Origin of the sequence: Pseudomonas sp. PA-4-8C, from assembly GCF_021606625.1 — a bacterium.
GTDB classification, from domain to species: domain Bacteria; phylum Pseudomonadota; class Gammaproteobacteria; order Pseudomonadales; family Pseudomonadaceae; genus Aquipseudomonas; species Aquipseudomonas lactis.
Genome location: NZ_WKCD01000016.1, coordinates 1 through 25347 on the forward strand (window position 1 = coordinate 1; position 25347 = coordinate 25347).

The window sequence follows — 25347 nt, forward strand, 5'->3', positions numbered from 1 at the left end:
TGGTTATCCTCGACGGGCTCCACCGCTTCATTGCTGTCAGCGCAATCGTGATTGTGCTGGGTGGCGCGTTGGTCTGGCTGTTCGGTTTTGCAGGCGTTCACGTCGGCGCCAGCGGCTGGGTGTTCGGGCTATGGGCTTATCTACTGTCTCGCGCCTGGTTCCATAGAAGCTGGAGCAACCTGCTAACCGCCGCTGTCGTGGCGTTGCTGTATGGCGGGCTGATCGTGGGCTTCCTCCCCCGGCAGGGCATTTCCTTCGAAGGTCACCTCTTTGGTGCACTCGCTGGATTTATTGCAGCCAAGGTACTTCTATCCACGCCGCGCAGCGGGTTTAATGCCGGGTGAACGCACTTGAGCATCCAAACGCCGAGGCGATGCTGTCGTCAGGATTCAAGTACCCAGGGAGCCAGGGGCTAAATGTCGATTTTCCTTTTGTTACGCATGTACGCCTCTTCCCTCTTTCACCGCTTCGGTTGGGCAGGGCTGATCGTTGCCTTGGGTGTCCACCTCAGCACGGCTTACCTGGGCCTGGTGTTGCTGGGCGAACAACACCTCACCGCTCTCGCCACGTTTATCTACTTCTATCTCACCACCACACTCACCGTCGGCTATGGCGACCTCGCACCGCAGACCTCGGCGGGGCGAATTTTCGTGGCGGCCTGGGTCATGCTCGGCGGCATTGCGCTGCTCACGGCAGCCATCGGCAAAACCACCAGCAGTGTTATCGATGCATGGAGAAAAGGCATGAAGGGCAAAGGTGATTTCACCGGCAAGGTCGGCCATACCGTGCTGATCGGCTGGGAGGGCGCGTCCAGCGAGCGGGTGATTGAGTTGTTGCTGCAAGACGAAACCTCGAACGACAACCTGATCGTGATCTGCGATTGCAGCCTTGAAGAAAACCCGATGCCGGGCAAAGCAGCGTTCATCCGCGGCGAAAGCCTGTCTTCCACCGCGCTGTTGCTGCGTGCCGGTGTGCCCGGTGCCGAGCGTGTGCTGGTGCGAACCCCGTCTGACGACCTGACGCTGGCCACCGTGCTGGCGGTGAACCAACTGAGCCCCGTGGGGCATGTGGTCGCCCACTTCAACGAAAGTGAAATCGCCGCGCTCGCCAGCTCCTACGCTCCGCGCCTGGAGTGCACGTCCAGCATGGCGATCGAAATGCTGGTGCGCGCCTCTCAGGACCCGGGCTCGTCGGTGGTCATCAATGAGCTGCTGTGCGTGGGGCAGGGCGCCACCCAATACCTGATGAAATTGCCCGATGCCTTTGAGGCAACCTTCGGCGAGCTGTACACGCAGATGAAGGAACGCCACAACGCCACCCTCATCGGCTATCGCGCCCAAGGTGTTCAGCAGGCGTCGATCAACCCGCCCAATGCCACACAGGTCAAAGGCGGCGAACTCTTCTATATCGCTTCCACCCGACTTAAGGAAATCTCCCATGGGATGGCTTAAACAGTTGATGGGGCTTGAGGCCCCAAAAGCCACTACCGACTCGAACCGGGCCGTCAGCCCAAGCCTGCCAGCCACCGGCCCGCTGGGCCTGGCACCGGGCAAGGGGGTGATGTTCGACACCACCCTTAAATTGTTGCTCGATGAAAAAACCAACGTGGTGATCCCCGGCTCCCAGGAAATCTGGAGCAACGGCACCATCGACCTCGGCCAGTCCACCTGGCTGTCGCGCTATTACATGAACGACGAAGATTATTGGCTGCAGGTGCACACCACCGGCCAGGTCGCAGGCCAGGTCGAGTCGGTGATTGTGTTCAACTACCTCAGTTACGTCACCATCAGCAGCGAAGCGGAACTGCGCAGGCTGGCGGGCCCACAGAGCCTGATCGGGCTGCCGACCTACACCCACGACGGCGTCGAGTTCTTCCGGGAGTGGGGCAGCGAGGACGGCCAGACCGAATTGGTGGCGATGAGCGAACAGGTCACCAGCCCAGAAGCCACCTACAGCGTCGAGCACCGTTCGATGCTATACGCCCGCGACACCGGCCTGACCGACCGTCGAGAGTTTCTGCTGTTCTCCGTCGAAGAAGATGCCGAAGGCACCATCAGCCTGAGCACATCCCTAGGCATTTCGCTGTACACCACCGACCTGACTACGCTCTAAAAAAGGAAGCCGTCCATGCTAGAAGCACTCTCCATCTCCCTCAACAAAGCCGCCGTGCTCGGCTTTGTCCTCTACATCCTGGGGGCTGCGGTACTGTTCGCGCTGTTCCAGTTCATCTACACCCGCATCACCCCGCACAAGGAGTTCGAACTGATCCGTGCGGGCAACACCTCCGCAGCGGTCGCCCTGGGCGGTGCCATCGTCGGTTTCGCCATTCCGGCCAGCAACGTGATTGCTTACTCGATCAACGTTCTCGACTTCATCGTCTGGGCCGTGATCGCCGCCGTCGTCCAGCTGCTGGCGTTCCTGCTGACCAGCCTGGTGCTCAAGGGCACATCCGAGCGCATCAAGAAGGGCGAACTGGCGGCCGGTATCTACGTGGCCGCGGTGGCCATCAGCGTCGGCATGCTGAATGCCGCGTGCATGACGCCCACCTCGAACTGATTGCCCACGGAGCTCCCGATGAAACGAAGCAAGTACGTCCAGCTGTCGCTGGCAGCGTCGGTCGCCATGGCGATATCCGGCTGCGGCCCAACGGAAAAAACCTACGACCTGCAAAAGAAGTACAACTTCCAATCGGTACAGCAATGCGCCGATGAAAAACTTCCGGTGGACGTCTGCTCGGACGCCTACATGACCGCCATGGCCGAGCATCGCCGCATAGCGCCGGTGTACGACAGCCAGGCCGATTGCGACGCCGACTTTGTCGCCGACTGGTGCCAGCAAGACTCCACCGGCAAATTCATCCCACGCTTGGGCGGCTTCGAACTGACCGCCGAAGGCCAGGTGACCCAATCCCAGGTCGACGCTGCCAATGCGCAAGCGGCCAACGCTCAGGCCAGCGGCGGTGGCTCAGGCTTCTCCACCAGCAGCCTGCTGACCGGCCTGCTGATCGGCAACATGCTGAGCAACAACCGCAACAGCTACCGCTCGGAACCGGTGTACCGCTATCGCGATGATCGCGGCAACTACGGCAACTCGACGCTCAACCAACGCGTGTCCAATGGCGCGACCTTTGGCCGCTCGAACCAGGCCCGGTACGGCAGCAGCAATTACACCAGCACGCTGCGCTCTTCACCTACGTCGAGCTCGGTTTCATCGGCCACCTCCCGCGGCGGCTTCGGCAGCAAAGCCAGCGCACGCAGTGGCTGGGGCGGCGGGTCGAGCAGCTAAGGAAACCGGCCATGAAGAAGATCCAATGCGCAGAGCGTCATGACTGGAAACATACCGCCGAGAGTCTCGGCTTCCTGTTCCATACCATCGACGACGAACCCTACTGGGACGAAAGCGCGTACTACCAGTTCACGCTCAAGCAAATCGAGCGCGACCTCGAAGACCCGACCACCGAGCTCCATGACATGTGCATGGACCTCGTCGCCCGCGTGGTCCACAGCGAAGAGCTGCTTGAACGCCTGAGCATCCCCGCGCCCTTCTACGACATGATCCGCACCTCATGGCTCGAAGGCCACCCGCACCTGTACGGGCGCATGGACTTCTCCTACAACGGCAGCGGGCCCGCCAAGTTGCTGGAACTCAACTACGACACCCCCACCAGCCTCTACGAAGCCGCGGCATTTCAGTGGGGCTGGCTGGAACAATGCATCGAACGCGGCCTGCTGCCCAAGCACGCCGACCAGTTCAACAGCATCGACACCAAACTGCACCAGGCCTTCGCGCAGCTGCAGGTCAACCAGCCGTTCTACTTCGCCTCGATGAAAGACTCGGTCGAAGACAAAGGCACCACCGACTACCTGCGCCTGGTCGCCGAAAAGGTCGGCATCGAATCGCGCCACATCGACATCGAAGACATCGGCTTGACCAGCGAAGGCCGCTTCGTCGACCTTGAAGATCGCTGGATCCCCCACCTGTTCAAACTGCACGCCTGGGAGTTCATCTTCCACGAACCCTTTGGTGCCGCGATTGCCCAGAGCGACACACAGTTCTTCGAGCCCGCGTGGAAATCCATTATTTCCAACAAAGGCATCCTGCCGCTGCTGTGGGAATTCAACAAAGGCCACCCCAACCTGCTCGCGTCCCACCTGGACACCGATCCAGGCAAAGCCGTGCCAAAGGGCTGGGTGCGCAAACCCTTCTTCTCACGGGAGGGCGCCAACATCGAACTGCAAACCGCCGAAGGCCTCATCGTAAAAGAAGACGGCCCCTACACGGATGCGCCCTTCATCCTTCAAGAGTTCGCACCGCTGCCAAAATTTGGTGACAGCTACACGCTGATCGGCTCCTGGGTCATTGGCGACCAGGCCGCCGGCATCGGCGTGCGCGAGGACAATAGCTTGATCACAAAGGACTCAAGCCGGTTTCTGCCGCACTTGATCCTGGATTAAGGAAGTTGATCGTTCCCACGCTCCGCGTGGTAACGCATCCAGTGACGCTCCGCGTCATCCACACGGATCTCAATCTATGCTCATAAAAAAGCCTGCCTTTTCAGGCAGGCTCAATACGGAGCATGGCAGTCTTAGCTCTGGCGAGCAGACAGGGCCGAGTAGCTGTTCATCAAATTGCGATAGTTAGGAATCCGCTGGGACAACAGATTCCCCAGCCCTTCGATATCGTTGCGCCAGTCGCGGTGCAACTCACACGCCACCGAGAACCAGTTCATCAACTGCGCACCGGCCTGCGTCATCCGGCTCCATGCCGCCTGCTGCACCGTGGTGTTGAACGTGCCCGACGCATCCGTCACCACAAACACCTCAAAGCCTTCCGCCAGCGCCGACAACGTCGGGAACGCCACACACACATCCGTCACCACACCGGCAATGATGATCTGCTTACGCCCGGTGGCCTTGATCGCCTTGACGAAATCCTCGTTGTCCCAGGCGTTGATCTGACCAGGGCGAGCGATATACGGCGCGTCCGGGAACATTTCCTTCAGTTCTGGAACCAGCGGGCCGTTAGGGCCTTGCTCGAAACTGGTGGTGAGGATGGTCGGCAAGTTGAAGAACTTGGCCAGGTCGGCCAGGGCCAGCACGTTGTTCTTGAACTCGTTGGGGGAGAAGTCCTGCACCAGGGAGATCAGGCCGGTCTGGTGGTCGACCAGCAGAACAATGGCGTCGTCTTTGTTCAAGCGGTTGTAGGTTGGAGCGCTCATGGTTGAATCCTTTTTTTGTTTAGGTTGGTTGGGCGTTGCGTTCAACATGGGCACAGATTAATGGGTGGGTGATGAGGGATAAATCGGGTGGGAGGAGTCTTACTGTCAACTTAAAGTGGACAATGATTGGCGCCCGATTTCAGGCCTCCGGCTTGCTGTGCAGAACAGGAATGAATTGCCTGATTTTGAGTAGCCAGCAGGTCCGATCCCTTTCCTTTGCAGGACGTTTCCGAGAGAATCCCAACCGCTTGCGCCAGTGGAATTGGGTGACTAGGCTGCTGACCGTCACTGCTAATTCAGTGATCGGGTTTAGTCGCCCGGATTCGATTGGCGCATATGCAACTCATGAGTCAGGCACCTCATCGCCTGCATCTTATGGTGGCTGTGCGCAGGGCACCTTCGGGTGCGCCGGGTTCCAATCGACCGGTCGACTAACCTGCGTACAGCTGCCACCTTTCGTTTAGTCGCGTAATTGGCAGCTTCAAATTATCGATTGGAGTTTTGCTATGGATAACGTTGTTTCGGATTCGCCGTCGTCAGGCGCAACCAACCCATTTACGGTCAATGAAGAACTGAGCTTCGAGGATGCCTGGGTGCAGGTGGCTGAGCTGCTGCATTGTGCGCTGGCTACGTCGCAGGTGATCGGCGAGTCAGTGGCTGCGCCACAGAGGGCGGTGATGCATTTGGTGGAGATGGCGAAGATGGTGGCGGATCGGGCGGTGGAGTGTTTGCAGCCCAGGTGAGCTGACATTGGCATTGGGTCAGCAAGGTGCTGATTCAATGTCGTACTGGTCGCCTGCTCATTTACCGGTTCATGTCGCTATCTGGCATTTTTGGCGACACGTTTTACCTTCATGTCGTTATTGGCGACATATCAACACATTCCCTTATCATTTGAGCAGCGGCCTGCTGGCCAACTTCGCTCGTCGCCAGCACGGCGCGCGACGGTGTATTGCGTGTTCAGCAGACATTAAAAAGCCGGCTTGTGGCCGGATTTTTAATATCATTAAGTTGTTGATTTATAATGGTTTATTTTTAATGAAAAATATTGTCCCCCCATTTGTCCCCCCATGCTGGCGAGGCGTGGTCTCGGGGGGGGGCTGCAGTGCCTCGTTCTCAATCAGGCTACTTCGGTTGCAGCGATTGGGGGAGGTATTGCGAGTACTTGCTGTGAAGCAATGCTACCCCTTCGTCTCTTGTGGCTGTGTAATCCAGCTTTTCACGAAAAGCCTCCAGTCGGGCACGTGAAGCGCCGAGTATTTCACTCCAAGTAGCCAGACCTATTTTTAGGTTCGGCTCGTCATGGAAGAAGCCGAAGGCTTTTCCCTGCTGACGAACTGATCGTGCCGCTTCCTCAGTCATTTCGTTCGATACGGCGAGAAATGTCCAGTGAGTGTTGTGCTTATCGAATCGCTCATCCGCAGCTACCGCCATCGCATAACCCTCAATCTGCGCTTTCACCTCAAGGTCAATCTTCTGTGATGGGCGCTTCAGCTCTACGACCAAGTACTCTCGGCGTGTCTTCGCATATGCAGGTACTTCCCGGCCTAGCAGCAAATCGATGACTGCCTGGGAGCCATCATCTCGGAGCACCGCTTTTGCCTTTCTTGCCTTTTTTTCGGACGGACGCAGTTTACCCAGGTGTTTGCGCAAGACAGTGTTCAGGTTCTCATCGCTACTGGTAAGCAGGTATTCCTCACCAAAGATCCAGGTTTCACTCTCCAGCATCCGGTGCAACTGCGTGCGCTCTTTAACCTCGCGTTTTGATTCCGCGTCGAACAGAAGCTCATGTAGCCCGGCAAGGAATTGCAGCCGATCCGTGACTAGCTTGCTTGCTTCGATAATGGCTGAAAGGGTGGTGTATTGAAGAAGATCGGCAAGCTCCGATTGCTTCTCTTTCGGAAGGTCCAAAACCTCCGTAAGAATGCGCTTCAAGGCTTCGGGGTTTTCGTCAAGAGCGGTCTTGATCATTCGGAGCGTGAATTGGCGATTCCGAATATGTCCCTCGCGAAAAGAATCCAGGTACTGATGTACGTTCAGGGCGCAGATGTCGAAGACTTCTCTTCGGGCTTGCTCTAGCTCGTCACCAGCATCTCCAGCGAAAGGATAGACGCCTTCATCTTTCCATTGCTGAACCAGCTCTGATGCGGTCTCTGCCTTTTTGCGACGAAAATGAGAGCGCATTGCAGTACGTGCGCTGTCGACAAGGCGACGTAGGTCGGCATTTAAGTCATCGAGCGCGAGCAAATTTTCATGATGCAGCTTCGCGATGTAGTCCGAGCGAAGGAACGCCGTGAAGTTAAATTCACTTCCCGGTCGAATACCTGCCTCAACCTCGTGAAGCGCAAAGCCATCTGTATCGCAGAGGCATATCCGTCTCTCTTTTTTTGAAAAACTCCATTCGACGATGTCTAATTTGGCCTGCACATCTGTTCCATCTATTGCTTGGAACGCTGGCAGCTCAACAGAAACGTGCGATTTCTGTACTGATTTCGGATCAATGCGCTCATCACGGAAAGTGATATTGGTAGCGGGGTAATTGCGCAGGTAGAGAGCGAAAATCTCTGCAAACTGCCTGGCTGCTGAGCCCTCTTGTGTCAGTACTCCTAGGGAGTCTTGAAGGTTCGAAATATGGACTTTCGTGCCACGATGACGGTCAGCTGGAGCCGGGTGAGCCTCTTTGATTTCGAAGTCTTGCAGCTTACTAGCCTGTCCTTTAATAGCATGCTGAAGCAGCCTGTTAGAACTCTCAAGAAACGCCGTATCCCAGGTTACGTCATGCCCGAGTGCGAAGGCTTTGAATCGGCCTTTGCCGTTCCTACCGTGCATTTTTTTTTGTGCGCCGGTAGTCGCTCTGTGATCTCGTTTCCAGGAGCCGCCTAGGTTGCCGAAAGCTCGCTCAGCCTCCTGCACAGTAATGCCGTTGCCGTTATCCAAAATCTCAATTTCTACCGGGTTACCTAGTTCATTGTCAGTGATTCGGATATGTACCTGATCCGCATCGGCGTCCAATGCATTCCAGATAAGTTCGGCGAGCGCGTTGACTGGCTTTCCGCGAGCGAGTGACTCCAGGTGATCCGGCTGCGCTTGAACATGAACGTATTTTGATCCGTTTCGCTGCTCCGCTGTCTCTTCGCTCATCGTGCTATCCATGTGGTTCTCTTGATCCAATTTACTTAGTTCAGCACACCAGCGATCACGTCATCGACGCTGCTGGCTCGGCCGAAGCGCAGGCTGGCCTCATTCTTCGCGAGCAAGTTGAAGTGAGCGGTTCCGCAGTCGATTTTCGCTTGCTCACCTGGGCGAAGGTCATCATCAAACAGACTGCCTTTGGTCTCCACTACAAAGTAGAGACGTTCGGCACCGTCTTGCTCAACCAGTATTGCCCAGTCGGGATTGTAGCTGCCTAGCGGCGTAGGAATGCGGAACCAGCCTGGCAGCTTTGCGTACACCTTCACTGCATCGTTATGTTCGAGCGCTTGAGCGAAGTCACGTTCGATAGCTGAGTCGTAGACCACGTGTTCATAGACTGATTTCTCGGTGTTGAGCAGCATGTTCTTCAGGTATCCCGTCAGTTCTTGCTGTTCGAAAAGCTCCTGAGCGTAAAAATTTTCACCGCCCAGTTTTACGTACTTGATGCCGACTACCAACGCCAAGCGCTTGCAGCGGTTGATAATCTCGCCGGCTAACTCAATGAACTGCTGGGGGTTGCGCTTGAAGTCGTCCAAACGCTTGCTCTCAGTGAGGATGCGCACCAGTGTGCGACGAGTAAGCTGCGTCCGATCCTGCAGGTCGGTCAGAATGTCCGGCAACTCGATGTCGCTTTCATCCAGGGTGACGGTGTAGGCACCTTTCTTCTCGTTGGCTTCCACACCCGACTTGCCGATGGCCAGATCCGCTTTGCGCCATTGCAGGCGAGGGCGGAACACAGTGGGAGCTTTCTGCAGGTTGTTGATGCAGTCAGCAATTAGCTGTTCGTTGTTGAAGTCAACGCGGTAGGTGGTCTGGTGTTTGATTCGATCCCAAAGGGCCTTGAACTCTTCACTCTGCAGCACGGCTTGGCGGGTCGGAACAGTGCGGCGCTCATCAGCGTTCTTGATCTCCAGGCGGCCGGAGACCTTCTTCAGTAGCTCAACTATTTGTGAGCGCTGAGCCTCGAACTCTGGTGGTAGTTGCAACACGCCTTCTTTGAGTGCCTGCTTCAGTGAGTCTTGCACTTGGCCTTTGGCGTTGACGTAATGCTGAGCTTTCAGGAAGTCCCAAAGCACCTTCGACTGTTCAAAACCAAGCGGCTTGGGCTCGCCATCTGCGTTGATGATGGCAACAGCCGCAAACTGGTGTTCTTCGACGATGCCGAAGCGGATGCCGGTGTCTTCTTCGATCTCTTTCTGCAGGTTTTCAGCGAAGGATTCGTAGTTTTCAGTCGCAATCACCGTGAGGGTGTTCACCTCGAAGCCGCGCACCCGTTCACCTTTTTGGTTGACGCATAGGCGCAGGCCGCGACCGATTGTTTGCCGGCGTTCGCGCTCCGTTTGAATATCGCGCAGCGTGCAGATCTGGAACACGTTGGGGTTGTCCCAACCTTCCTTGAGCGCCGAGTGGGAAAAGATGAATTTCAGAGGTGTGCTGAAGCTGAGCAGCTTTTCCTTTTCCTTCATTATCAGGTTGTAGGCGCGCTCAGCATTTTCTCGGTTGCCGGCGTTGTTCTCGGTGGTGTCAGACCAACCACCCTTTTTGTCGATGGAGAAGTAGCCGTTGTGAACTTCTTCAGCGCTGTGGTTGAGGTCGACCTCACTGAAAAGACTCTGATAGTCCGGGTGTTTGGCGAAACGTTTGTATTCCTCTTCGAAGATAGTCGCGTACACACCTTTCACCGGATTGCCGTCGGCATCGTATTGGCGATAGCGCTCGACCGAGTCGATGAAAAATAAAGACAGCACCTTGATGCCAATGGGGCGGAAGCGCTTTTCCTTGTCCAGGTGCTCCTTAATAGTACGGCGGATCATTTCTCGCTGAATGGCTAGTGGCTCTACGCCGCCATGAACTTCACCGATGCGTAGGTACTTCTCGCCGCCAGGGTAGCGTAGCTCTACGAATTCTTCGCCTTTGGCTGTGTTGATTTCACCGATGCGAATATCCTGATAAACCGAACGCTTGGTCGCCTGTTGCAGATCGTCACCGTCGTAGACCGTGACTTCTTGGGTGACGACGCTACCAGTGGCGGTGCCCACATCCAACTCGACTTTGGCGGAGATCGTGCCACGCTTGTTGTTCACCGCCACCAAGCGAACAAATGCCTTGTTGTGGGCGTCTTCCACGGTAGCTGAGGCAACCTCGATCTGCTTCACCAGGCGGCGCTCATAGGCGTCAACCGCATCTAGCCGGTAGATCATGTGGTGCTTGTCTACGTGTGTTGCGGAATAGCGCAGGGTGCATAGCGGGTTCATCGCATCCAGTGCGCTTTTACCAGCACCTTTGAGGCCGCCATCCACGCTCTGTGGTTCATCGACAATCAGAATCGGTCGGGTAGCCTTGATCAGGTCGATGGGCTTCTCGCCGCCGGTCTTCTCACTGTCCTTATAGAGGTTGTTGACGTCCTTCTTGTTGATCGCGCCTACGGTGACCACCATGATCTGGATGGTTGAGCTGGTCGCAAAGTTGCGGACTTCACCGAGCTTGTTTGAGTCGTAGAGGAAGTAGTCGTAGGGCACGCCCGCGTAAAGGCCTTTGAAGTGATCCTCGGTGATTTGCAGGGACTTGTAGACGCCCTCCTTGATTGCAACCGAAGGTACAACAATGACGAACTTGGTAAAGCCGTAGCGCTTATTAAGCTCAAAGATGCTACGCAGATAAACGTACGTCTTTCCCGTACCGGTCTCCATTTCGACGGTAAAGTCGCCTGAAACGAGCATGCCGGAGGGCGGTAGACCGCCGCGCAGCTGAATGTCGCTCAGATTACTGTGCAGTTCATCGTCGAGCAGCGTCAGGCGATTACCCACGCCCAGGTCGGATTCGGCGATGCCTAGCGCAAACTGCTGTGGGGCGGTGCCAGGAAATAGATCACTTTCTGCTGGGGCGGGAGCTTTCATCGTGACCGTAAATTCGGTTCGGCAAGCTTCCTGACCACGGAACAGATCGCAGACTGCTTCGATCGCCTGTAATTGGTAGTCGAGATCTGGCTCGAAGTGCAGTTTCATGTTTCATCCATATCCAAGTTCGCTCTTGCGTAAGGGCGAAGAGATCCTGTCAATCGGTTACTCCGATTCTTGCTGAGCGATGGCGTTAACGACCATCAGCGCGAACCGGTTCGGAGCATGCAGTATTGGTTCAGGTGCTCAGCGCGAAGGGCTCAATCCAGCCTTTGGTTGCCAGTACGTCAACGGCGATACCAATCTGACGCGGTGTGAATTGCCTCTTGCGAGCATTCCAGGCGTATGTGCGGGCGACAACCTCATCGACGCTGGCTACGGGCTCGCCTTGCTTGACGATCCAGTGCACCGTGGCGAGCAGCTCCAAGCCAAAAGGCGTTTCAAACCCCTCCACTAGCTCGCCGACTCGGTCAAATCTGGCACGAGTCTCAGCGTTCGCTTCCAGGAAGGCATTCGCCTCCTCGACTGCGCCAGGCACCAGCGTTAATGGTTTGTCGGGCGCATCTCCACCATCGGCATAGCCAGCAACCAAGTGCCCCTCAATCGTCCGCAGTACATGTCGCAGGTTCTCGGCGTAGGGGCCGTAAGCGGCTTGTACGTACTTCAGACGCAAGGGCTCTCCCGCCGCCTGCATGAAATACATCAACTTGTGCACCTCCAGCAGGCTGATCGTCGGATCAAGTAACCCTCGCACATAGCGACTCATCAGCTCGACAAGTGCAGCACGCCCGGCGGTCATGCTCGGCACTTCACGACTGTGGTGCATTGTGTCTGCTGCTGGTGCACCCTTAGGTTCGTAGATGCGAACACGTACGTCCGGCAGGTTAGCCATGGCCGCCTCGATACGTGGACGCACGTCAGCCCAATCGAGCCCGCCCAAACCGCTACCCAGCGGAGGGATTGCGATTGAGCGGATGCCACGGCTGCGTATTTCGGTCACCAGAGCGCTGAGGCCCGTATCTATGTCCTGAATGCGGCTCTTACCGCGCCAGTGACGCTTGGTAGGGAAGTTTATGATGTAACGCGGCAGCGTGAGCTGGTCTGTATCGAATACGAACATCCGACCGGGCTGTACCTCTTCGCGCTTGCAGGCAGCCTCATAGGCTTTGAAATTCTCTGGCCACATGTTTTTGAACTGCAACGCAATGCCACGGCCCATCACGCCGACACAGTTCACTGTGTTGATGATGGCTTCAGACTCATCCCGCAGAATGTCGCCGCTGGTAAATTCGATCATGACTGACTCTTCATTCAGTAATACCACTCAGGGCGTAGCTCGACTGTTGGTCTGTGCCCTTGTGCAGGCAACACATTAGCTACCTGCGTATAGATTTGCCTGGACTGCACCCCTATTCGCTCGATCAAGTGCCAGGGAAAGCTGTTTTCGAGAAGAAACTCGGCCTGCTTGCCTTCCTTGCACTGACGCCAGTCGCGTGCTTGCACGGCGTTCCAGTCAATCTCATTGAGCCGGGCCAAATCCGCTCTGTCTTCGAAATAGTATGCCCCGGCATTGGACAGCGTGAACGCCCAGCGCCTGGCCTGAGCGTTGGCCCACTGCACTGTGGCGTGCATGTCTGCTTCCAAATGTACGATCGGCCCTTGGCCACCCTTGTACGTTAGATCCTGGTTTTGACGGCAGATCAGGTACAACATCACCGAACGGGGGCAGAAATAGAACGGCACGCACTCACCCACATGCAAGGTCGGATGACTCGCCAGCTTCAGTTGGAGGCGGCGTTGCTTGATGTGGTTCATGCCAATGACCGTGCCTGGCAGCGCCTGATTCAACAGTACCGCATCAGACCACAAGCCTGCGCTTGCGATGATGGACGGCAAGCGATCCACGTGGCAGATATGGTAAATCTTGGGTTGTGCAGGCACGGCCATTTTATAGGCTCCGCACGTTCTTGATGCCAGCTTGGTTAAGGATGGCAGCTAAGTTGGTTTTGGCTATGTCATCAGCAAATGAGCTGTCGCGGAATACGCATGTGCTATCGCTGGCAGGGGCTTGTGCCTTGTGCCAAGCAATGACGCCTTGCGCCAGGTCTTCAACCTGATCGCGAGTGATGTGTTCTGCAAGGCAGGCCAGGAGCACTCCGCCGCCGATGCTGTGTACTGTCTTACCAGCGATGTGTTGTTGTTCAATCGGCACGCAGAGATCTAGGCCAAGCTTGAGTAGCAGTTCGTAAAGAATGTCGGATTCGCTCCGGCCTTCAATAACGTGATCCTCATGAGCTAGTAGGTCCGCTGCAACATCGGTTGACGATGGGTTCCAGGCGCGAATGTTGGAGTTGTCCAGTTTGAATGCCCGAAATCCTGTGTCACCAGAGAACATAGGGTTATCAGCTTTGATTTTTGCTCCCGAGCGCCGTAAACGCTCTTTGGTGATCTCTGCGATATTTTCAAAGGGACCTGACGATATTGGTTCTGGCAACTGCACCAGAATAAAACGCCTGTTTCCATCATCCGCAGTGTTCAGAGAGTAGGTCGCGTGTCCTGTAGTTCCGGACCCTGCGAAAAAGTCTAGGATGAGATCTCCAGATTTAGGCGATGTTGCAAGTTGTAAAACTCGTTCTATTAGTCGTATTGGCTTTGGTGTGTCAAATGACTCGCTTTCTGGGAAAAGAGATCTCAGCTCATTCTTTGATGTCCTATTGCTGCCAACATCTTCTTTTCTCCAAAGTGTGCGGGGAGTCAAGTCCGCCACTTCGGTCAAATACCGTTTTATACTAGGGCGAGCATCTCCCTTTGGGCCCCACCAGATTCTCCCATCTGCATCCAGTGCTCTAAGCTTTTCTTCAGATATACGCCAAAACCTACCAGGTGGAGGGGAAAAGGTTCTGCCTGTTGGACCTGCGATAGAGAACTTTCCTTTTGAGTAAGGTTTGTTCGCATAAGGGTCTCCCGGCAGCCACTCTCCTCGAGGATCATTGTCTGGGTTTGAGTAGATAGAGTTCGATGCTTCTGTGCGTGGCAATCTATCTGGAGTCCACTCAGGATTTTTCGAGAAAATAAGAATGTAATCATGGTCTTCAGAAAATTGACGGGCTGAGTTTCTCGGGGAATCGGCTTTCTCCCAGATGGCTGTTGCCGCAAAGTTTTCCTCACCGAAAATTTCGCTCACCATCGACCGCAGATGATGTATTTCATGATCATCTATTGAAATAAAAATTACCCCATCAGAGCTCAGCAGGCTTCGTGCCAATATGAGTCGTGGGTAAATCATATTTAACCAGTCAGTATGGTAGCGCCCAGAGCTTTCGTTGTTGGTGCTCACCTTGAGGCCAGAATCAAGCTGGCCTGTTATTTCTAGATAGTTCTTCAAGTTGTCCTGGAAGTTATCTGGGTACACAAAGTCTTGGCCGGTGTTATACGGCGGATCGATGTAGATCAGTTTGACCTTGCCGGCATAGCTCTTTTGCAGCAATTTGAGCACTTCGAGGTTATCACCCTCGATCATCAGGTTTTGCGTGCTGTCCCAGTCCACGCTCTCGTTGGCGCACGGCAACAGCGTACCGGTGCTGGGGGTAAGCGCCAGTTGGCGAGCTGCGCGTTTGCCGTGCCAGTTGAGGCCGTATTTTTCGTCCGCGTCTGTTGCGGTGGCGTCGCCGACCAGCTGCTTGAGCACATCCTGATTGATGGCCACGCCGTTGGGGCCTTCATTAAGCAGTTCAGGGAACAGGGCTTTGAGTTTGGCGATGTTTTCGGCCTTGAGGTCGGCGCTGTGCGCTTCCGGCGACTGGGCGTCGATTTTTTGCATGGTCATTCTGCTAATTCCCTCACGGTCTGCCTGCACGTACTTGTTCGCAGGCACGGTGTAATGCTGGCTGGCATGGTATTCCATTTCGGCATATTTTTGCGTGTACATGGGGCTCTGGCGGCTTATTCGCTGCGCCTACAGGCTTATAGCTTTGCTTGAGCCTCGCCGAGTGCTTGTTGTAACTGTTTCAGTTGCATGTTGAGCTCAACCTGACGGGCAATCTGCTGTGTCTTTTGGGCCTTGGCGCGCAGAGCGAGGATCTTGGCTTCCAGTTCGCTGCAGACCTGCAGCGCCACATGTCGTGTTGTTGCGTCGAGTTGGCATTTGGCGACGCGAAAACTGCCGGTGTGCTGCGCGGCCTGAAGGGTTTGCAGAGTATCAATCCAGCCTTGGTAAAAGGCTTCCAGGTTGCTGCGTGGCTGGTGGTCTATTCCCATTACATTGAGAAACGCCATGGTGAGCTGGGACGTTTGGGACAGGCTTTCAGTGAAGATCGTGCCATCCAGCACAATCTTGCCAGCTTCGTTCTGCGCCCAACGCTTGTGGCTGAGGGATAGTTGTATGGAGTCTTGCTGACTGATCAGCAGCAGTGCTGGGTGTGGGACTGCGCGGTGTAGCAGTTCGACTAGCCTGCCGGCGCGAGCATCGGGACGCAGGATCATGTGCAGCACGGCGACTTCCACGTACTCGCGCTGCGCGTCGCGGAAGTCGGGTATGCCGCAGTTGGCTGGCTTTAGCGCCGCAATCCAGTAGATCTCTTCAATACCGTCATTGATCTGCTGCCGGTCAGCTGCTGTCGGCATTAAGTTTTCGATCAGCAGCTTCTTGGATATGCGCTGATTGATCCGAGCATGCTCAGGCAATTGCAGCGCTGCAATGATGTCCTTGGAAGTCACGACTCACTCCTGGGGCAATACGACCATAAAGGCAATCACTTCAAAGTCGTTGATTCCTGCGAACTCCCCCTTCATCGCATGGCTGCCTTCTGGGTTGAATAGGCTCGCGACCGCCCGTTCTTCGCTCTTGCCGGCCACGGAAGATACAGCGGCGGCTAGCAGACTCTGAGCATGGCGCATATCCTCACCTTTCTTGGTGAGCTCGTCGAATCGGGCACCGGCGGTAGCGTCGGGCAGCTCGCGCCCTAACGCCAAGCGTTTGATTCGATCCAGAATGCGCTTGGCCTGAGTGAACGGCAGCAACACTACCTCATCTTCAGCGACATGGACGAGGTAGTGGGGCGCAAGTGGGTAGCCATCGCTAACCTTGTCTGCCGCCTCGCCTTCGGCGCGAAGACAAAAAATGATGCCCGGTGGGATGTCGACATCCCGCGTGGTGGTAATGGCACACGCCCCGAGCGGCATATTTTCCAAGAGGCCGGGATAGGCCTTGAGGAATTGTGCGAGGTCGATACGGAAGTCGGTGAGAGTCAGGTCAGTGATGGAGACACCGCTGGACAGGTCTTCTAGATCAATCACCGCATCTTGAAGCTTGAGTAGCTGCTTGCGACGGTACTCCAGGTCATTCATGGAGTTGCCGGACTGCTCTTCGATGAGGTTCTCCTCTCCGGTCGCGGAAATGTCGAGCAATACCATTCGGCCGCTGACGCGCTGTTCCAGGTTGATGTACTCCTCCAATTCCATGTTGGGCCAGAAGTTGACTAGCTGAATGCGCTCGTTGGGCGAGCCAATCCTGTCGATACGGCCAAAGCGTTGAATGATGCGCACTGGGTTCCAGTGGATGTCGTAATTGATAAGCCAGTCGCAATCCTGAAGGTTTTGGCCCTCGGAAATGCAGTCGGTGGCAATCAGCAAATCCAGCTCACCTTCTTCAGCCATATCGGCGGGGCGCTCTTTGGAGCGAGGCGAAAAGGCGGTGAGTATCGAGGCCAGATCCTTGCGCAGCCCTGGGATCGTGCTTTGATTGCGACCGGAACCGGTAACCAAGACAGCTTGAACACCGAGCGATTCATTGACCCATGGAGCCAGCTGTTCGTAGAGGTAGCGGGCGGTGTCCGCAAAGGCTGTGAAGATGATGACCTTACGGTTGTCGGGATTGATGGGGTTCTGGCATTTATCTGCGAGTATTTTGCGCAAGGCCGCCAGTTTGGCATCTCGGTGTGGCTGTACCTGTTGAGCAGCAGATAGCAGAGTTGCCAGGCGGTTACGGTCTTCGAGTAGGTCTTGCTTCCAGCGCACCAAGTCAACGTCAGCTAGCAAAACCTTGACCTTGCGCCCTACCAGCAGTGCTTCAAACGCTGGGTCATCTATATCGACATCCGCAATATCAATCTCTTCAATTTCATGGGCATGCTGCTGGATACGGTCCAGTGTGTGCTCGACATCGTTGAGCTGCCGTTCAAGGGTCAGGGCAAAAGACGATACCGCGCTTTCCATACGCTTTAGAACATTGATCCGCAGCAGGTGGATCAGGCTCTCTTCGCGATCGGCCTGGCGGAAGAAGCTCTCACCCCCGCGGATCTCAGTGCTGTATTTGGCATCGTAGGCCGCTTGCTTATGCTGCAAGACGTAACGCAGTGGAGCGTAGCTGGCGAGGTTGAGGCGGCGAATCTCTTGGTTGATTTCGCGAATGGCACGGAACTGCCCGTCTGCATCCACATCGGCTTTGATGTTGATAGGCGGTAGGCGATCTGGGAAACGGCCTGTTTCACTGGTGCCGTAATATTTTTCTATATGCCGGCGGGAGCGTGCGATGGTCAACAGATCGAGCAGCGTGAAGTAATCGAAACCGAGCATTTCGATCAGGCGCTCTGAGGTTTTTTCGCTCTCATCCAAATCCAGCCAGCGGTTGAACTGCAGCTGCGCTTTGCGTGTGGTCGATTCGATACTGCTGATGCCATGCTCAAACAACGCGTTATCGTCACCCTCAGTGACAAAGGCAATCTGATTGCGCAAGTCGGCCAGGCGGTTGTTAACCGGCGTCGCTGATAGCATCAGAACGCGGGTTTTTACGCCCTCGCGGATGATTCTGCGCATGAGTCGGTCGTAGCGCGTTTCCAGTCCCTGGCGCGGTGCTTTCTTGTTGCGGAAGTTGTGTGATTCGTCGATCACTACCAGGTCATAATTGCCCCAGTTGATGTGGGACAGATCGAGGTCACCGGAGAGTCCCGCATCACGTGAAAGGTCAGTGTGATTCAGCACGTCGTAGTTGAAGCGATCTGACGCCAGTACGTTACGCCGGTCATTTGCTTTGTAGATAGTCCAGTTATCTCTCAAGCGCTTCGGGCACAGCACCAGCACGCGGTCATTGCGCAGTTCGTGGTACTTGATCACTGCGAGCGCTTCGAAGGTTTTACCCAAACCTACGCTGTCAGCAATGATGCAGCCGCCGAAGCGATTGAGCTTGTCGATAGCGCCCACCACGCCGTCGCGTTGAAATTTGAAGAGCTTGTTCCAGACCACGGTGTTGCGAATTCCTGTGGCGGATTTCACTACACGCTCTTCATCCAACCCGTCGTCTTTCTCCTTAAACAGCTGATGAAGGATCAAGTTGTATAGTGTGGCTGGCGAGCGCTGCTCGGCAATATCGCGCAGCGTATCGAGTAGTTCGGTTTTGTCGCTGGGGCGGGAAATCAGTGTCTGCCATTGGTTATCAAACCAAGGTGCAAACATGGCTGCTTCCTCGGGTGACTCGCTGGCTTGGATAAGGCTCATTGGGTTGCCTGGCGTTAAGCCGAGGCCGTCTGTGGTCAGAGCGAAAGAGCCCATTACCACCTGATTAGGCCCGCCAGCTGCGTCTCGAAGTAAGCCGATGCCCTGGGGTATCACAGAGCTTGCGCGCTTCAACTCGACTTTGGCGTTTAGCCACTGGTAGCAGCGCTGGGCTAGGCTGCGTGTAATAAGCCGATTGCGTGCGGCACGATCCGCTTCTTCACCCAGCAGCGCCAGGCTCTCGCTGTCCGCCGGTAGGATCAACTGAACCTTCTTCAGCTTAGCGAGAGACTTGGTCAGCTCAGAAAAGGCGAACAAGGAGAGTGCTGGAGAGGCGCAGGCCAACTGGTGGTCCGGCTTCATCTGTTCGTGGAGCAAATCGATAACGCGATCTTGACCAGCGTTCTGAATCAACCTCATTGCGAGTTCCCTTGCGCAGTGATTCAAGTTTGCCAGTATCTTAAACGTGTTTTGAGGATTCACGCAGGATCAATGTGAATCGCTCCGGCTCGTATGAAATGGCATACCGGTACGGACCGCGCCGTCTGGTACTGATCTCAGCTAACTCCCATAGACACCAGGCTGGAAACTTTCCTGCTTAACGAGGGGATATGCATTCCATTGCCCTGTCTGACCGAGAAGGATCCTCCGGGGCGATGCTGCTTCTAGTGATATAGCTACTAGCTATTAACAATAATTATTTAGATGTAAAACAATCGAAAGCTATCGTCCTTATGGTCACGGAGCACCTGCTATTCAGACTAGGGATAGGCCATCGGTGTCGGTTTAAAAATACACACCACGTATCTGGTATGCCTCAACCATCCAGGTACACCACCATGACCAAGCGCCACACCTATACCCATCGTTCACAGTCCGCTACCGCAGTCCAGATCGAACGACTCGTGAAGGCTATCGAGCTGTATGACATACCCGCATTCCGAATCAGGGGTGAACACTCGACCTATGACAGATATGAGCGAACCAGGATCTCACGCTACTTCGATCACATTCAGCAGATGGTTGATGTGTTTGATGACCGCTGTGAGTATCGTTATAGCGAGCACCTGCAAGCGTTCAGGGAGGCCTGTCAGGACATCGGCCTCGAGCGTGATCCAAATGGCCCTGTCTGTCGGAATGAGAGGGGAACGGCTTGGCTCAGTCATCACCACAGCATGAACGAGCTGACTACACGGATCCGTCAGCTGACCCGAGAGCAGTGGTATCGGCGTAGGGATAAGGATCGTAGTGATCTGGCTAAGCAACAGGAGAGAGAAATCACCGAGTACGCAGATGGGGTGATGAGCTTCTATTCACGCACCACGATCATCAGGGTCGATCTGCATTACCGCACTGAAGCCCAGGCCAGGCTTCGAGTCGAGCAAGTGTTCGATGACTTGGATGCTCTGATTGCCAAGCACAGCCGTCATCCGACTTTCGAACACCTCATTGGCTACATCTGTGCAGTGGAGCAGGGGGATCGCAGTGATGGGAGTGGCTATCACATCCATGCCGCCTACTTCTTCAATGGCAACGTGGTGTGCCGGGATGTCTGGAAGGCGATTGAGATCGGCGAGCTGTGGGAGGAGATCACTCGTGGCCAGGGATATGCACACAGCTGCAACCATGACAAGGACCAATATGGCGAGGCGTGTGGCATCGGCCGGATCCAGAGGGGAAATCAGTTGATACGGCCTCATACGCACAAAGCGATGAAGTATCTGGTCAAGAATGGTCAGCACCTGCGCTTGAAGCCTGAGGGGGCTCGCTGCCTGCGTAAGGGCACGATGAGACGGTCAGGCTGCGGTGATTAAGGCTGCCGCGCTGGAGCTGAATCCTTAGCAAGCTGAAGAGCACCTAGCGCGTGGTGCAATCAAGCGCTGCCTAGGGCGGCTCATTTGGTCTGACTTTTCAGCCCTAGTGTCGCTTCCGCTCGGCGGATCACTCCGTGTAGCAGGCGCCGTTCAGTTTCGCTGCATGGCGTATCAGATAGTTGGTTTAGGTGTTCTTGAGCTTTGCGCAGAATTGCCTGCTCTGCTTGCTCTGTCTCCAGGGCGTGTCTATGCAGATCACGCAGCAGTTCTATGATCTCGCCCGGAGTAGCGCTGATCATGGGGGGCTCCTGATTGCTTGAGCGACGACCGCTCAGCGCCCAGCGCTGTGGTCCAGGGGCGTCAACGTCTCGGCAGCGAGGCGGTTCGTGAGATTTGTGCCCTGACTCAGCAACGCTGGCACGCGGCCGCCAACCACCCGGCTTGGGCAGGTTTACGCTTGCTCAGTGTCGACGGCCTCGTCTGGCGCACACCCGATACGCGGGAGAATCGCGAACGCTACGGCAGTGCCGGCAACCAGCATGGCGCACCAGCTTTCCCCAAGTGCGCATGGTGTGTCAGATGGAGTTGACCAGCCACCTGCTGGTCAGCCGTGAGATCACAGCTAGCGGATGCCGCTGCAGGGCCTGGATCCGAGATGGCTCTGGCAATTTACACCGCACCCGCATCGACGAGATTCTCGATAATGCCCAGTAACGCTCGGTGCACTACCTTGATTTCGCTTTCGGACAACCCGCGGATCGCCACCTCGTTGAGTTCTTCCGCGATGGGTATCAAGACGTCCTTCAGGTCGCGGCCTTTCGGCGTGAGGTAGATGTAGATCTTCTTTCGGTTGCCATCCTGAAAGCGCCGTTCAATCAGTCCCTGGGACTCCATGGCTTTCAGCGCGGTAAACGTGGTTGGCTCCATCAGCCCGACCTGATCGCTGAGCTCCCGTTGCGTAAGGCCTTCGGTGACCCATAGCACGCGGAGAAAGGCCCAGTGCCCGAAACTGACATCGTGTTCGGCCAGGCGCAACTGCAGGCTTTTGGTCAATACCCGCGCGGCGTCCCGGACCAAGTGGGCCAGTCGGTCGTCGGGAACCTCCTCTCTCCAGTGGCGTAGAACCTGCTGTGCCGTATGGTCGTTTTTCTGTCTCATCGGTTATCCATTTCAAAATCGTGGTGCCCGGCTGCTTGCGCAGCGGAGTCGAACAGGGTGTCTATCGTGCTGGCTCAGATGGACAGGCGCATCGACAGATCGATAGCTTTTACGTCCTTGGTCAAGGTACCGAGGGAAATGTAATCCACTCCGGTCTCGGCAATTTGCCGCAGATTACCTTCATTGATTCCCCCGGACGCTTCCAGTTTGGCCTTGCCGGCATTGATCGCCACCGCGCGGCGTATGTCCTCGGCGCTGAAATTGTCGAGCATGATCATCTCTGCTCCGGTCGCCAGTGCCAAGTGCAACTCGGCAAGCGTTTCCACCTCTACCTCGATAAGTCTGCCTGGCGCTAGCTGTCTGGCAAGATCGACGGCCTGAGCGATGCCGCCGCAGGCCGCGATATGGTTTTCCTTGATCAGGAACGCGTCGTAGAGGCCGAGGCGATGATTGTGGCATTGGCCACACAGGACGGCGTATTTCTCCGCCAGCCGCAGGCCCGGCAGGGTTTTGCGGGTATCGAGCAGTTTGACGCCAGTGTCGGCCACCTGGTCCTGAAAACGGCGGCAGCGAGTGGCTATGCCGGATAGCAACTGGAGGAAATTGAGCACGCTGCGCTCGGCGCTCAACAACGCCCTGGCGGGACCGGTGATGTGCAGCAATAGCTGATCGGGCTCGACGGATTCGCCATCGGCCACATGCCACTCGGCTACCAGCCTCGGATCGGCCTGTCGGCAGACCTCTTCGGCCCAGGCAGTGCCACAGATCACTGCTTTCTCACGGCTGATCACCCGCGCTTGGCCCATGCAGCCGTCCGCAATCAACTGCGCGGTGATGTCGCCGTGGCCGATGTCCTCGGCGAGCGCGGCCTGCGCGTTTGCCCGGATGGTGTCACCGAGCCGGTCGAGATGGATGTCGTACATAACGCTTTCCAGAAAGTTGAGAGGTATGCGGACCTCGGACGCGGATCGGGAAAACACCGGCCTTGGCTTGCGCTCGGAACCGGTTATCCGCTGCTGCATTTTTTCCCTGGCACCCCCTTGACAGTCCGCCGATGCATAGTATCTTAGATATCTAACTTAGATACATAAGTTTGTGCGCCAAGTCGATGCGCGCTCGCGCTCGGACATGATCCAAGCCACTCCAGGCGGTGGGGCTGTCCCGACGATGAGGCAGAGCATGCAGGAGCAAAGGCGGAGTAGTTTTTACGAGAGAATCAATATTAAAGATTCTTTCTCTAATAATGAGAAGTTCTCCGGCCAAGACTGGAAGTGATGGAGTTGTCGATGCGTGAGATCAAGCACTTTATCAATGGCGAATATGTGGCCTCGCGGAGCGGTCGCACCTTCGACGACATCAATCCTGCCAACGGTGCAGTGATTGCCAAGGTGCACGAAGGCGGCCAAGACGAGATCGAGGCCGCGGTGAGCGCTGCCCGTGCCGCCCTGGAAGGGGAGTGGGGGAGCATGCCGGTGGCCGAGCGCATGGCCCTGCTGCACAAGGTGGCCGACGGCATCAATGCCCGCTTCGACGAGTTCCTCGAGGCCGAGTGTCTGGACACCGGCAAGCCGAAATCGCTGGCCTCGCACATCGATATCCCGCGTGGCGCGGCCAACTTCAAAGTCTTCGCCGACCTGGTGAAGAACGTATCCACCGAAAGCTTCCAGATGGATACCCCGGACGGTACTGGCGCGCTCAACTACGCACTGCGCCGGCCGCGCGGGGTGATCGCGGTCATCGCTCCGTGGAACCTGCCGCTGCTACTGATGACCTGGAAGGTCGGTCCGGCCCTGGCCTGCGGCAACACCGTAGTGGTCAAGCCTTCCGAGGAAACGCCGCACACCGCCGCGCTGCTCGGCGAGGTGATGAACGCCGCCGGGATTCCCAAGGGTGTCTACAACGTGGTGCACGGCTTCGGCCCGGCTTCGGCCGGCGAGTACCTGACCCGTCATCCCGGTATCAATGGCATCACCTTTACCGGCGAGACGCGTACCGGCACGGCGATCATGAAGGTTGCCGCCGACGCCATGCTGCCGGTGTCCTTGGAGTTGGGCGGCAAGAATGCCGCGGTGGTATTCGCCGACGCCGACCTGGACAAGGCGATCGAAGGCACCCTGCGCTCGGCCTTCGCCAACTGCGGTCAGGTCTGCCTGGGCACCGAGCGGGTCTACGTCGAACGGCCGATTTTCGAGACCTTCGTCCAGCGCCTGAAGGAAGGCGCCGAACAACTGCGTATGGGCTGGTGGGAAGAATCGGGGGTGAGCTTCGGCCCGCTGATCAGCCACGAGCACCGCGAGAAGGTGCTGTCCTACTACCAGCAAGCCGTCGCCGCTGGCGCAACCGTGGTCACCGGCGGCGGTGTGCCGCAAATGCCGGCCGCCTTGGCCGAGGGCGCCTGGGTGCAGCCGACCATCTGGACCGGCCTGCCGGAAGACTGCGCGGTGGTCCGTGAGGAAATCTTCGGGCCCTGCTGCCATATCCGCCCGTTCGACAGCGAAGATGAAGTGGTCGGCCTGGTCAACGACACGCCCTACGGCCTGGCCGCGGCGTTGTGGACTGAGAACCTATCACGCGCGCATCGCCTCGCGCCGCGAATCGAGGTCGGCCTGTGCTGGATCAATAGTTGGTTCCTGCGCGATCTACGCACGCCATTCGGCGGCAGCAAGCAATCGGGTATCGGCCGCGAAGGCGGCGTACACGGGCTCGAGTTCTACAGCGAGCTTTCCAATATCTGCATCAAGTTGTAGCCGGCGCCGCCGCGCGGGCAATAGGGGAACTGGGATGGAAAAAAACAAGATTGACCAGTACGGCGACGAACTCTTCACGGCAATGCTCGAACGCCGCGCGGTGGTTCCGCTGACCGAGCGGGAGCCGAGCATCACCCTCGACGACGCCTACCACATCTCGCTGCGCATGCTCGAACGGCGTTTGGCGGCCGGCGAGAAAATCATCGGCAAAAAGATCGGCGTGACCAGTAAGACGGTGCAGAACATGCTCAACGTGCATCAGCCGGACTTCGGATACCTGACCGATGCCATGGTGTTCAACAGTGGCGAGGCGGTGCCGATCAGTCAGCTGCTGATGCAGCCCAAGGCCGAGGGCGAGATCGCCTTCATCCTCAAGAAGGACCTGATCGGCCCGGGCGTGACCAACGCCGACGTGCTGGCCGCCACCGAATGCGTGATGCCCTGTTTCGAGATCGTCGATTCGCGCATCCGCGACTGGAAAATCAAGATCCAGGACACCGTGGCGGACAACGCCTCTTGCGGGCTGTTCGTGCTCGGCGACCAGGCGGTTTCGCCACGCCAGGTCGACTTGGTCACCTGCGGCATGGTGGTGGAAAAGAACGGCCACATCATCAGCACCGGGGCTGGCGCCGCGGCGCTCGGTTCGCCGGTCAACTGCGTGGTTTGGTTGGCCAATACCCTCGGCCGTTTCGGCATCCCGCTGAAAGCGGGTGAGGTGATTCTCTCCGGTTCGCTGGTGCCGCTGGAGCCGGTCAAGGCAGGCGACGTGATGCGCGTCGATATCGGTGGCATCGGCAGCGCCTCTGTGCGTTTCACCTAATTGGAGGCTTACA

21 protein-coding genes and 1 pseudogene are annotated in these 25347 nt (G+C 56.6%); 11 read left to right on the plus strand and 11 right to left on the minus strand.

Annotation, left to right across the window (positions count from 1 at the left end; genetic code table 11):
- The 6 genes from GIW04_RS05005 to GIW04_RS05030 form a co-directional block, all read left to right on the plus strand.
- Nucleotides 1–344 (plus strand): rhomboid family intramembrane serine protease (locus tag GIW04_RS05005; protein ID WP_236478941.1); only part of this gene is annotated, 344 nt, incomplete at its 5' end.
- A 72-nt stretch (nucleotides 345–416) separates the two neighbouring features.
- Nucleotides 417–1451 carry an ion channel gene (locus tag GIW04_RS05010; RefSeq protein ID WP_003194545.1) on the plus strand — a complete coding sequence of 345 codons (1035 nt, stop codon included), beginning with the start codon at nucleotides 417–419 and terminating at the stop codon, nucleotides 1449–1451.
- Nucleotides 1438–2112 (plus strand): DUF2491 family protein, encoded by a 675-nt coding sequence (locus tag GIW04_RS05015; RefSeq protein WP_034133854.1) that lies wholly within the window; start codon nucleotides 1438–1440, stop codon nucleotides 2110–2112. Before GIW04_RS05010 ends, GIW04_RS05015 begins: the two co-directional genes overlap by 14 nt.
- A gap of 15 nt (nucleotides 2113–2127) precedes the next feature.
- Nucleotides 2128–2556 (plus strand): DUF350 domain-containing protein, encoded by a 429-nt coding sequence (locus GIW04_RS05020; RefSeq protein WP_003194539.1) that lies wholly within the window; start codon nucleotides 2128–2130, stop codon nucleotides 2554–2556.
- An 18-nt stretch (nucleotides 2557–2574) separates the two neighbouring features.
- Nucleotides 2575–3285, plus strand: coding sequence for a DUF1190 domain-containing protein (locus GIW04_RS05025; protein WP_003194537.1), 711 nt, complete (start codon nucleotides 2575–2577; stop codon nucleotides 3283–3285).
- Between the two features lie 11 nt (nucleotides 3286–3296).
- Nucleotides 3297–4454, plus strand: coding sequence for a glutathionylspermidine synthase family protein (locus GIW04_RS05030; RefSeq protein WP_120248744.1), 1158 nt, complete (start codon nucleotides 3297–3299; stop codon nucleotides 4452–4454).
- 131 nt (nucleotides 4455–4585) lie between these two features.
- Here GIW04_RS05030 and ycaC read toward each other — a convergent pair whose 3' ends face one another.
- The gene (ycaC, locus tag GIW04_RS05035) at nucleotides 4586–5218 is read right to left on the minus strand and encodes an isochorismate family cysteine hydrolase YcaC (protein ID WP_034126871.1); all 633 of its coding nucleotides are present in this window, start codon (nucleotides 5216–5218) and stop codon (nucleotides 4586–4588) included.
- A gap of 506 nt (nucleotides 5219–5724) precedes the next feature.
- Between ycaC and GIW04_RS05040 the strand changes: the two genes are divergently transcribed.
- Entirely contained in the window at nucleotides 5725–5961 is a 237-nt protein-coding gene (locus tag GIW04_RS05040) for a hypothetical protein (RefSeq protein WP_003194531.1), read from the plus strand.
- A 382-nt stretch (nucleotides 5962–6343) separates the two neighbouring features.
- Here the strand turns inward: GIW04_RS05040 and GIW04_RS05045 are convergent, their stop codons facing one another.
- The 7 genes from GIW04_RS05045 to GIW04_RS05075 form a co-directional block, all read right to left on the minus strand.
- Entirely contained in the window at nucleotides 6344–8371 is a 2028-nt protein-coding gene (locus tag GIW04_RS05045; protein ID WP_120248745.1) for an ATP-binding protein, read from the minus strand.
- A gap of 23 nt (nucleotides 8372–8394) precedes the next feature.
- A complete protein-coding gene (locus GIW04_RS05050; protein WP_120248746.1) occupies nucleotides 8395–11415 on the minus strand; it encodes a type III restriction-modification system endonuclease in 3021 nt (1006 codons plus the stop codon).
- Between the two features lie 130 nt (nucleotides 11416–11545).
- On the minus strand, nucleotides 11546–12604 hold the full coding sequence (gene darG, locus GIW04_RS05055) for a type II toxin-antitoxin system antitoxin DNA ADP-ribosyl glycohydrolase DarG (RefSeq protein ID WP_120248747.1): 1059 nt from the start codon (nucleotides 12602–12604) through the stop codon (nucleotides 11546–11548).
- A 14-nt stretch (nucleotides 12605–12618) separates the two neighbouring features.
- The gene (darT, locus tag GIW04_RS05060; protein WP_120248748.1) at nucleotides 12619–13254 is read right to left on the minus strand and encodes a type II toxin-antitoxin system toxin DNA ADP-ribosyl transferase DarT; all 636 of its coding nucleotides are present in this window, start codon (nucleotides 13252–13254) and stop codon (nucleotides 12619–12621) included.
- Between the two features lies 1 nt (nucleotide 13255).
- Nucleotides 13256–15235 (minus strand): site-specific DNA-methyltransferase, encoded by a 1980-nt coding sequence (locus tag GIW04_RS05065; RefSeq protein ID WP_413469042.1) that lies wholly within the window; start codon nucleotides 15233–15235, stop codon nucleotides 13256–13258.
- A gap of 35 nt (nucleotides 15236–15270) precedes the next feature.
- Nucleotides 15271–16023 (minus strand): DUF4391 domain-containing protein, encoded by a 753-nt coding sequence (locus tag GIW04_RS05070; protein ID WP_120248749.1) that lies wholly within the window; start codon nucleotides 16021–16023, stop codon nucleotides 15271–15273.
- A 3-nt stretch (nucleotides 16024–16026) separates the two neighbouring features.
- Nucleotides 16027–19215 carry a helicase-related protein gene (locus tag GIW04_RS05075; protein ID WP_120248750.1) on the minus strand — a complete coding sequence of 1063 codons (3189 nt, stop codon included), beginning with the start codon at nucleotides 19213–19215 and terminating at the stop codon, nucleotides 16027–16029.
- Nucleotides 19216–19634: 419 nt separating this feature from the next.
- Between GIW04_RS05075 and GIW04_RS05080 the strand changes: the two genes are divergently transcribed.
- Nucleotides 19635–20609, plus strand: coding sequence for an inovirus-type Gp2 protein (locus tag GIW04_RS05080; protein ID WP_120248751.1), 975 nt, complete (start codon nucleotides 19635–19637; stop codon nucleotides 20607–20609).
- Nucleotides 20610–20689: 80 nt separating this feature from the next.
- On the opposite strand, the gene GIW04_RS05085 is transcribed toward GIW04_RS05080, so the two are convergent.
- On the minus strand, nucleotides 20690–20908 hold the full coding sequence (locus tag GIW04_RS05085) for a hypothetical protein (protein WP_120248752.1): 219 nt from the start codon (nucleotides 20906–20908) through the stop codon (nucleotides 20690–20692).
- Between the two features lie 35 nt (nucleotides 20909–20943).
- On the opposite strand from GIW04_RS05085, the pseudogene GIW04_RS05090 reads away from it, so the two are divergent.
- Nucleotides 20944–21218, plus strand: a pseudogene (locus tag GIW04_RS05090) (IS4 family transposase); the annotation flags it as partial.
- A gap of 60 nt (nucleotides 21219–21278) precedes the next feature.
- Here GIW04_RS05090 and GIW04_RS05095 read toward each other — a convergent pair.
- The gene (locus tag GIW04_RS05095) at nucleotides 21279–21767 is read right to left on the minus strand and encodes a MarR family winged helix-turn-helix transcriptional regulator (protein WP_120248753.1); all 489 of its coding nucleotides are present in this window, start codon (nucleotides 21765–21767) and stop codon (nucleotides 21279–21281) included.
- Between the two features lie 74 nt (nucleotides 21768–21841).
- The gene (gene nadC / locus GIW04_RS05100; RefSeq protein WP_120248754.1) at nucleotides 21842–22690 is read right to left on the minus strand and encodes a carboxylating nicotinate-nucleotide diphosphorylase; all 849 of its coding nucleotides are present in this window, start codon (nucleotides 22688–22690) and stop codon (nucleotides 21842–21844) included.
- Nucleotides 22691–23053: 363 nt separating this feature from the next.
- On the opposite strand from nadC, the gene GIW04_RS05105 reads away from it, so the two are divergent.
- Together GIW04_RS05105 and dmpE are read left to right on the plus strand one after the other, a co-directional pair.
- The gene (locus tag GIW04_RS05105) at nucleotides 23054–24514 is read left to right on the plus strand and encodes a 2-hydroxymuconic semialdehyde dehydrogenase (protein WP_120248755.1); all 1461 of its coding nucleotides are present in this window, start codon (nucleotides 23054–23056) and stop codon (nucleotides 24512–24514) included.
- Between the two features lie 34 nt (nucleotides 24515–24548).
- Nucleotides 24549–25334: a 2-oxopent-4-enoate hydratase gene (gene dmpE / locus GIW04_RS05110; protein ID WP_236269843.1), complete on the plus strand. Its 786-nt coding sequence runs from the start codon at nucleotides 24549–24551 to the stop codon at nucleotides 25332–25334.
- Nucleotides 25335–25347 lie beyond the last annotated feature (13 nt).

Excerpts from the sequence above, each read along its gene's own strand:
- darG (WP_120248747.1), bottom strand. The coding sequence starts at position 12,604 with ATGATCGAATTTACCAGCGGCGACATTCTGCGGGATGAGTCTGAAGCC.
- GIW04_RS05105 (WP_120248755.1), top strand. The coding sequence starts at position 23,054 with ATGCGTGAGATCAAGCACTTTATCAATGGCGAATATGTGGCCTCGCGG.
- GIW04_RS05065 (WP_413469042.1), bottom strand. The coding sequence starts at position 15,235 with ATGTACACGCAAAAATATGCCGAAATGGAATACCATGCCAGCCAGCAT.
- GIW04_RS05085 (WP_120248752.1), bottom strand. The coding sequence starts at position 20,908 with ATGATCAGCGCTACTCCGGGCGAGATCATAGAACTGCTGCGTGATCTG.
- GIW04_RS05015 (WP_034133854.1), top strand. The coding sequence starts at position 1,438 with ATGGGATGGCTTAAACAGTTGATGGGGCTTGAGGCCCCAAAAGCCACT.
- GIW04_RS05030 (WP_120248744.1), top strand. The coding sequence starts at position 3,297 with ATGAAGAAGATCCAATGCGCAGAGCGTCATGACTGGAAACATACCGCC.
- GIW04_RS05050 (WP_120248746.1), bottom strand. The coding sequence starts at position 11,415 with ATGAAACTGCACTTCGAGCCAGATCTCGACTACCAATTACAGGCGATC.
- GIW04_RS05025 (WP_003194537.1), top strand. The coding sequence starts at position 2,575 with ATGAAACGAAGCAAGTACGTCCAGCTGTCGCTGGCAGCGTCGGTCGCC.
- GIW04_RS05040 (WP_003194531.1), top strand. The coding sequence starts at position 5,725 with ATGGATAACGTTGTTTCGGATTCGCCGTCGTCAGGCGCAACCAACCCA.
- GIW04_RS05080 (WP_120248751.1), top strand. The coding sequence starts at position 19,635 with ATGACCAAGCGCCACACCTATACCCATCGTTCACAGTCCGCTACCGCA.
- GIW04_RS05045 (WP_120248745.1), bottom strand. The coding sequence starts at position 8,371 with ATGGATAGCACGATGAGCGAAGAGACAGCGGAGCAGCGAAACGGATCA.
- nadC (WP_120248754.1), bottom strand. The coding sequence starts at position 22,690 with ATGTACGACATCCATCTCGACCGGCTCGGTGACACCATCCGGGCAAAC.
- GIW04_RS05020 (WP_003194539.1), top strand. The coding sequence starts at position 2,128 with ATGCTAGAAGCACTCTCCATCTCCCTCAACAAAGCCGCCGTGCTCGGC.
- GIW04_RS05075 (WP_120248750.1), bottom strand. The coding sequence starts at position 19,215 with ATGAGGTTGATTCAGAACGCTGGTCAAGATCGCGTTATCGATTTGCTC.
- GIW04_RS05095 (WP_120248753.1), bottom strand. The coding sequence starts at position 21,767 with ATGAGACAGAAAAACGACCATACGGCACAGCAGGTTCTACGCCACTGG.
- GIW04_RS05010 (WP_003194545.1), top strand. The coding sequence starts at position 417 with ATGTCGATTTTCCTTTTGTTACGCATGTACGCCTCTTCCCTCTTTCAC.
- ycaC (WP_034126871.1), bottom strand. The coding sequence starts at position 5,218 with ATGAGCGCTCCAACCTACAACCGCTTGAACAAAGACGACGCCATTGTT.
- dmpE (WP_236269843.1), top strand. The coding sequence starts at position 24,549 with ATGGAAAAAAACAAGATTGACCAGTACGGCGACGAACTCTTCACGGCA.
- darT (WP_120248748.1), bottom strand. The coding sequence starts at position 13,254 with ATGGCCGTGCCTGCACAACCCAAGATTTACCATATCTGCCACGTGGAT.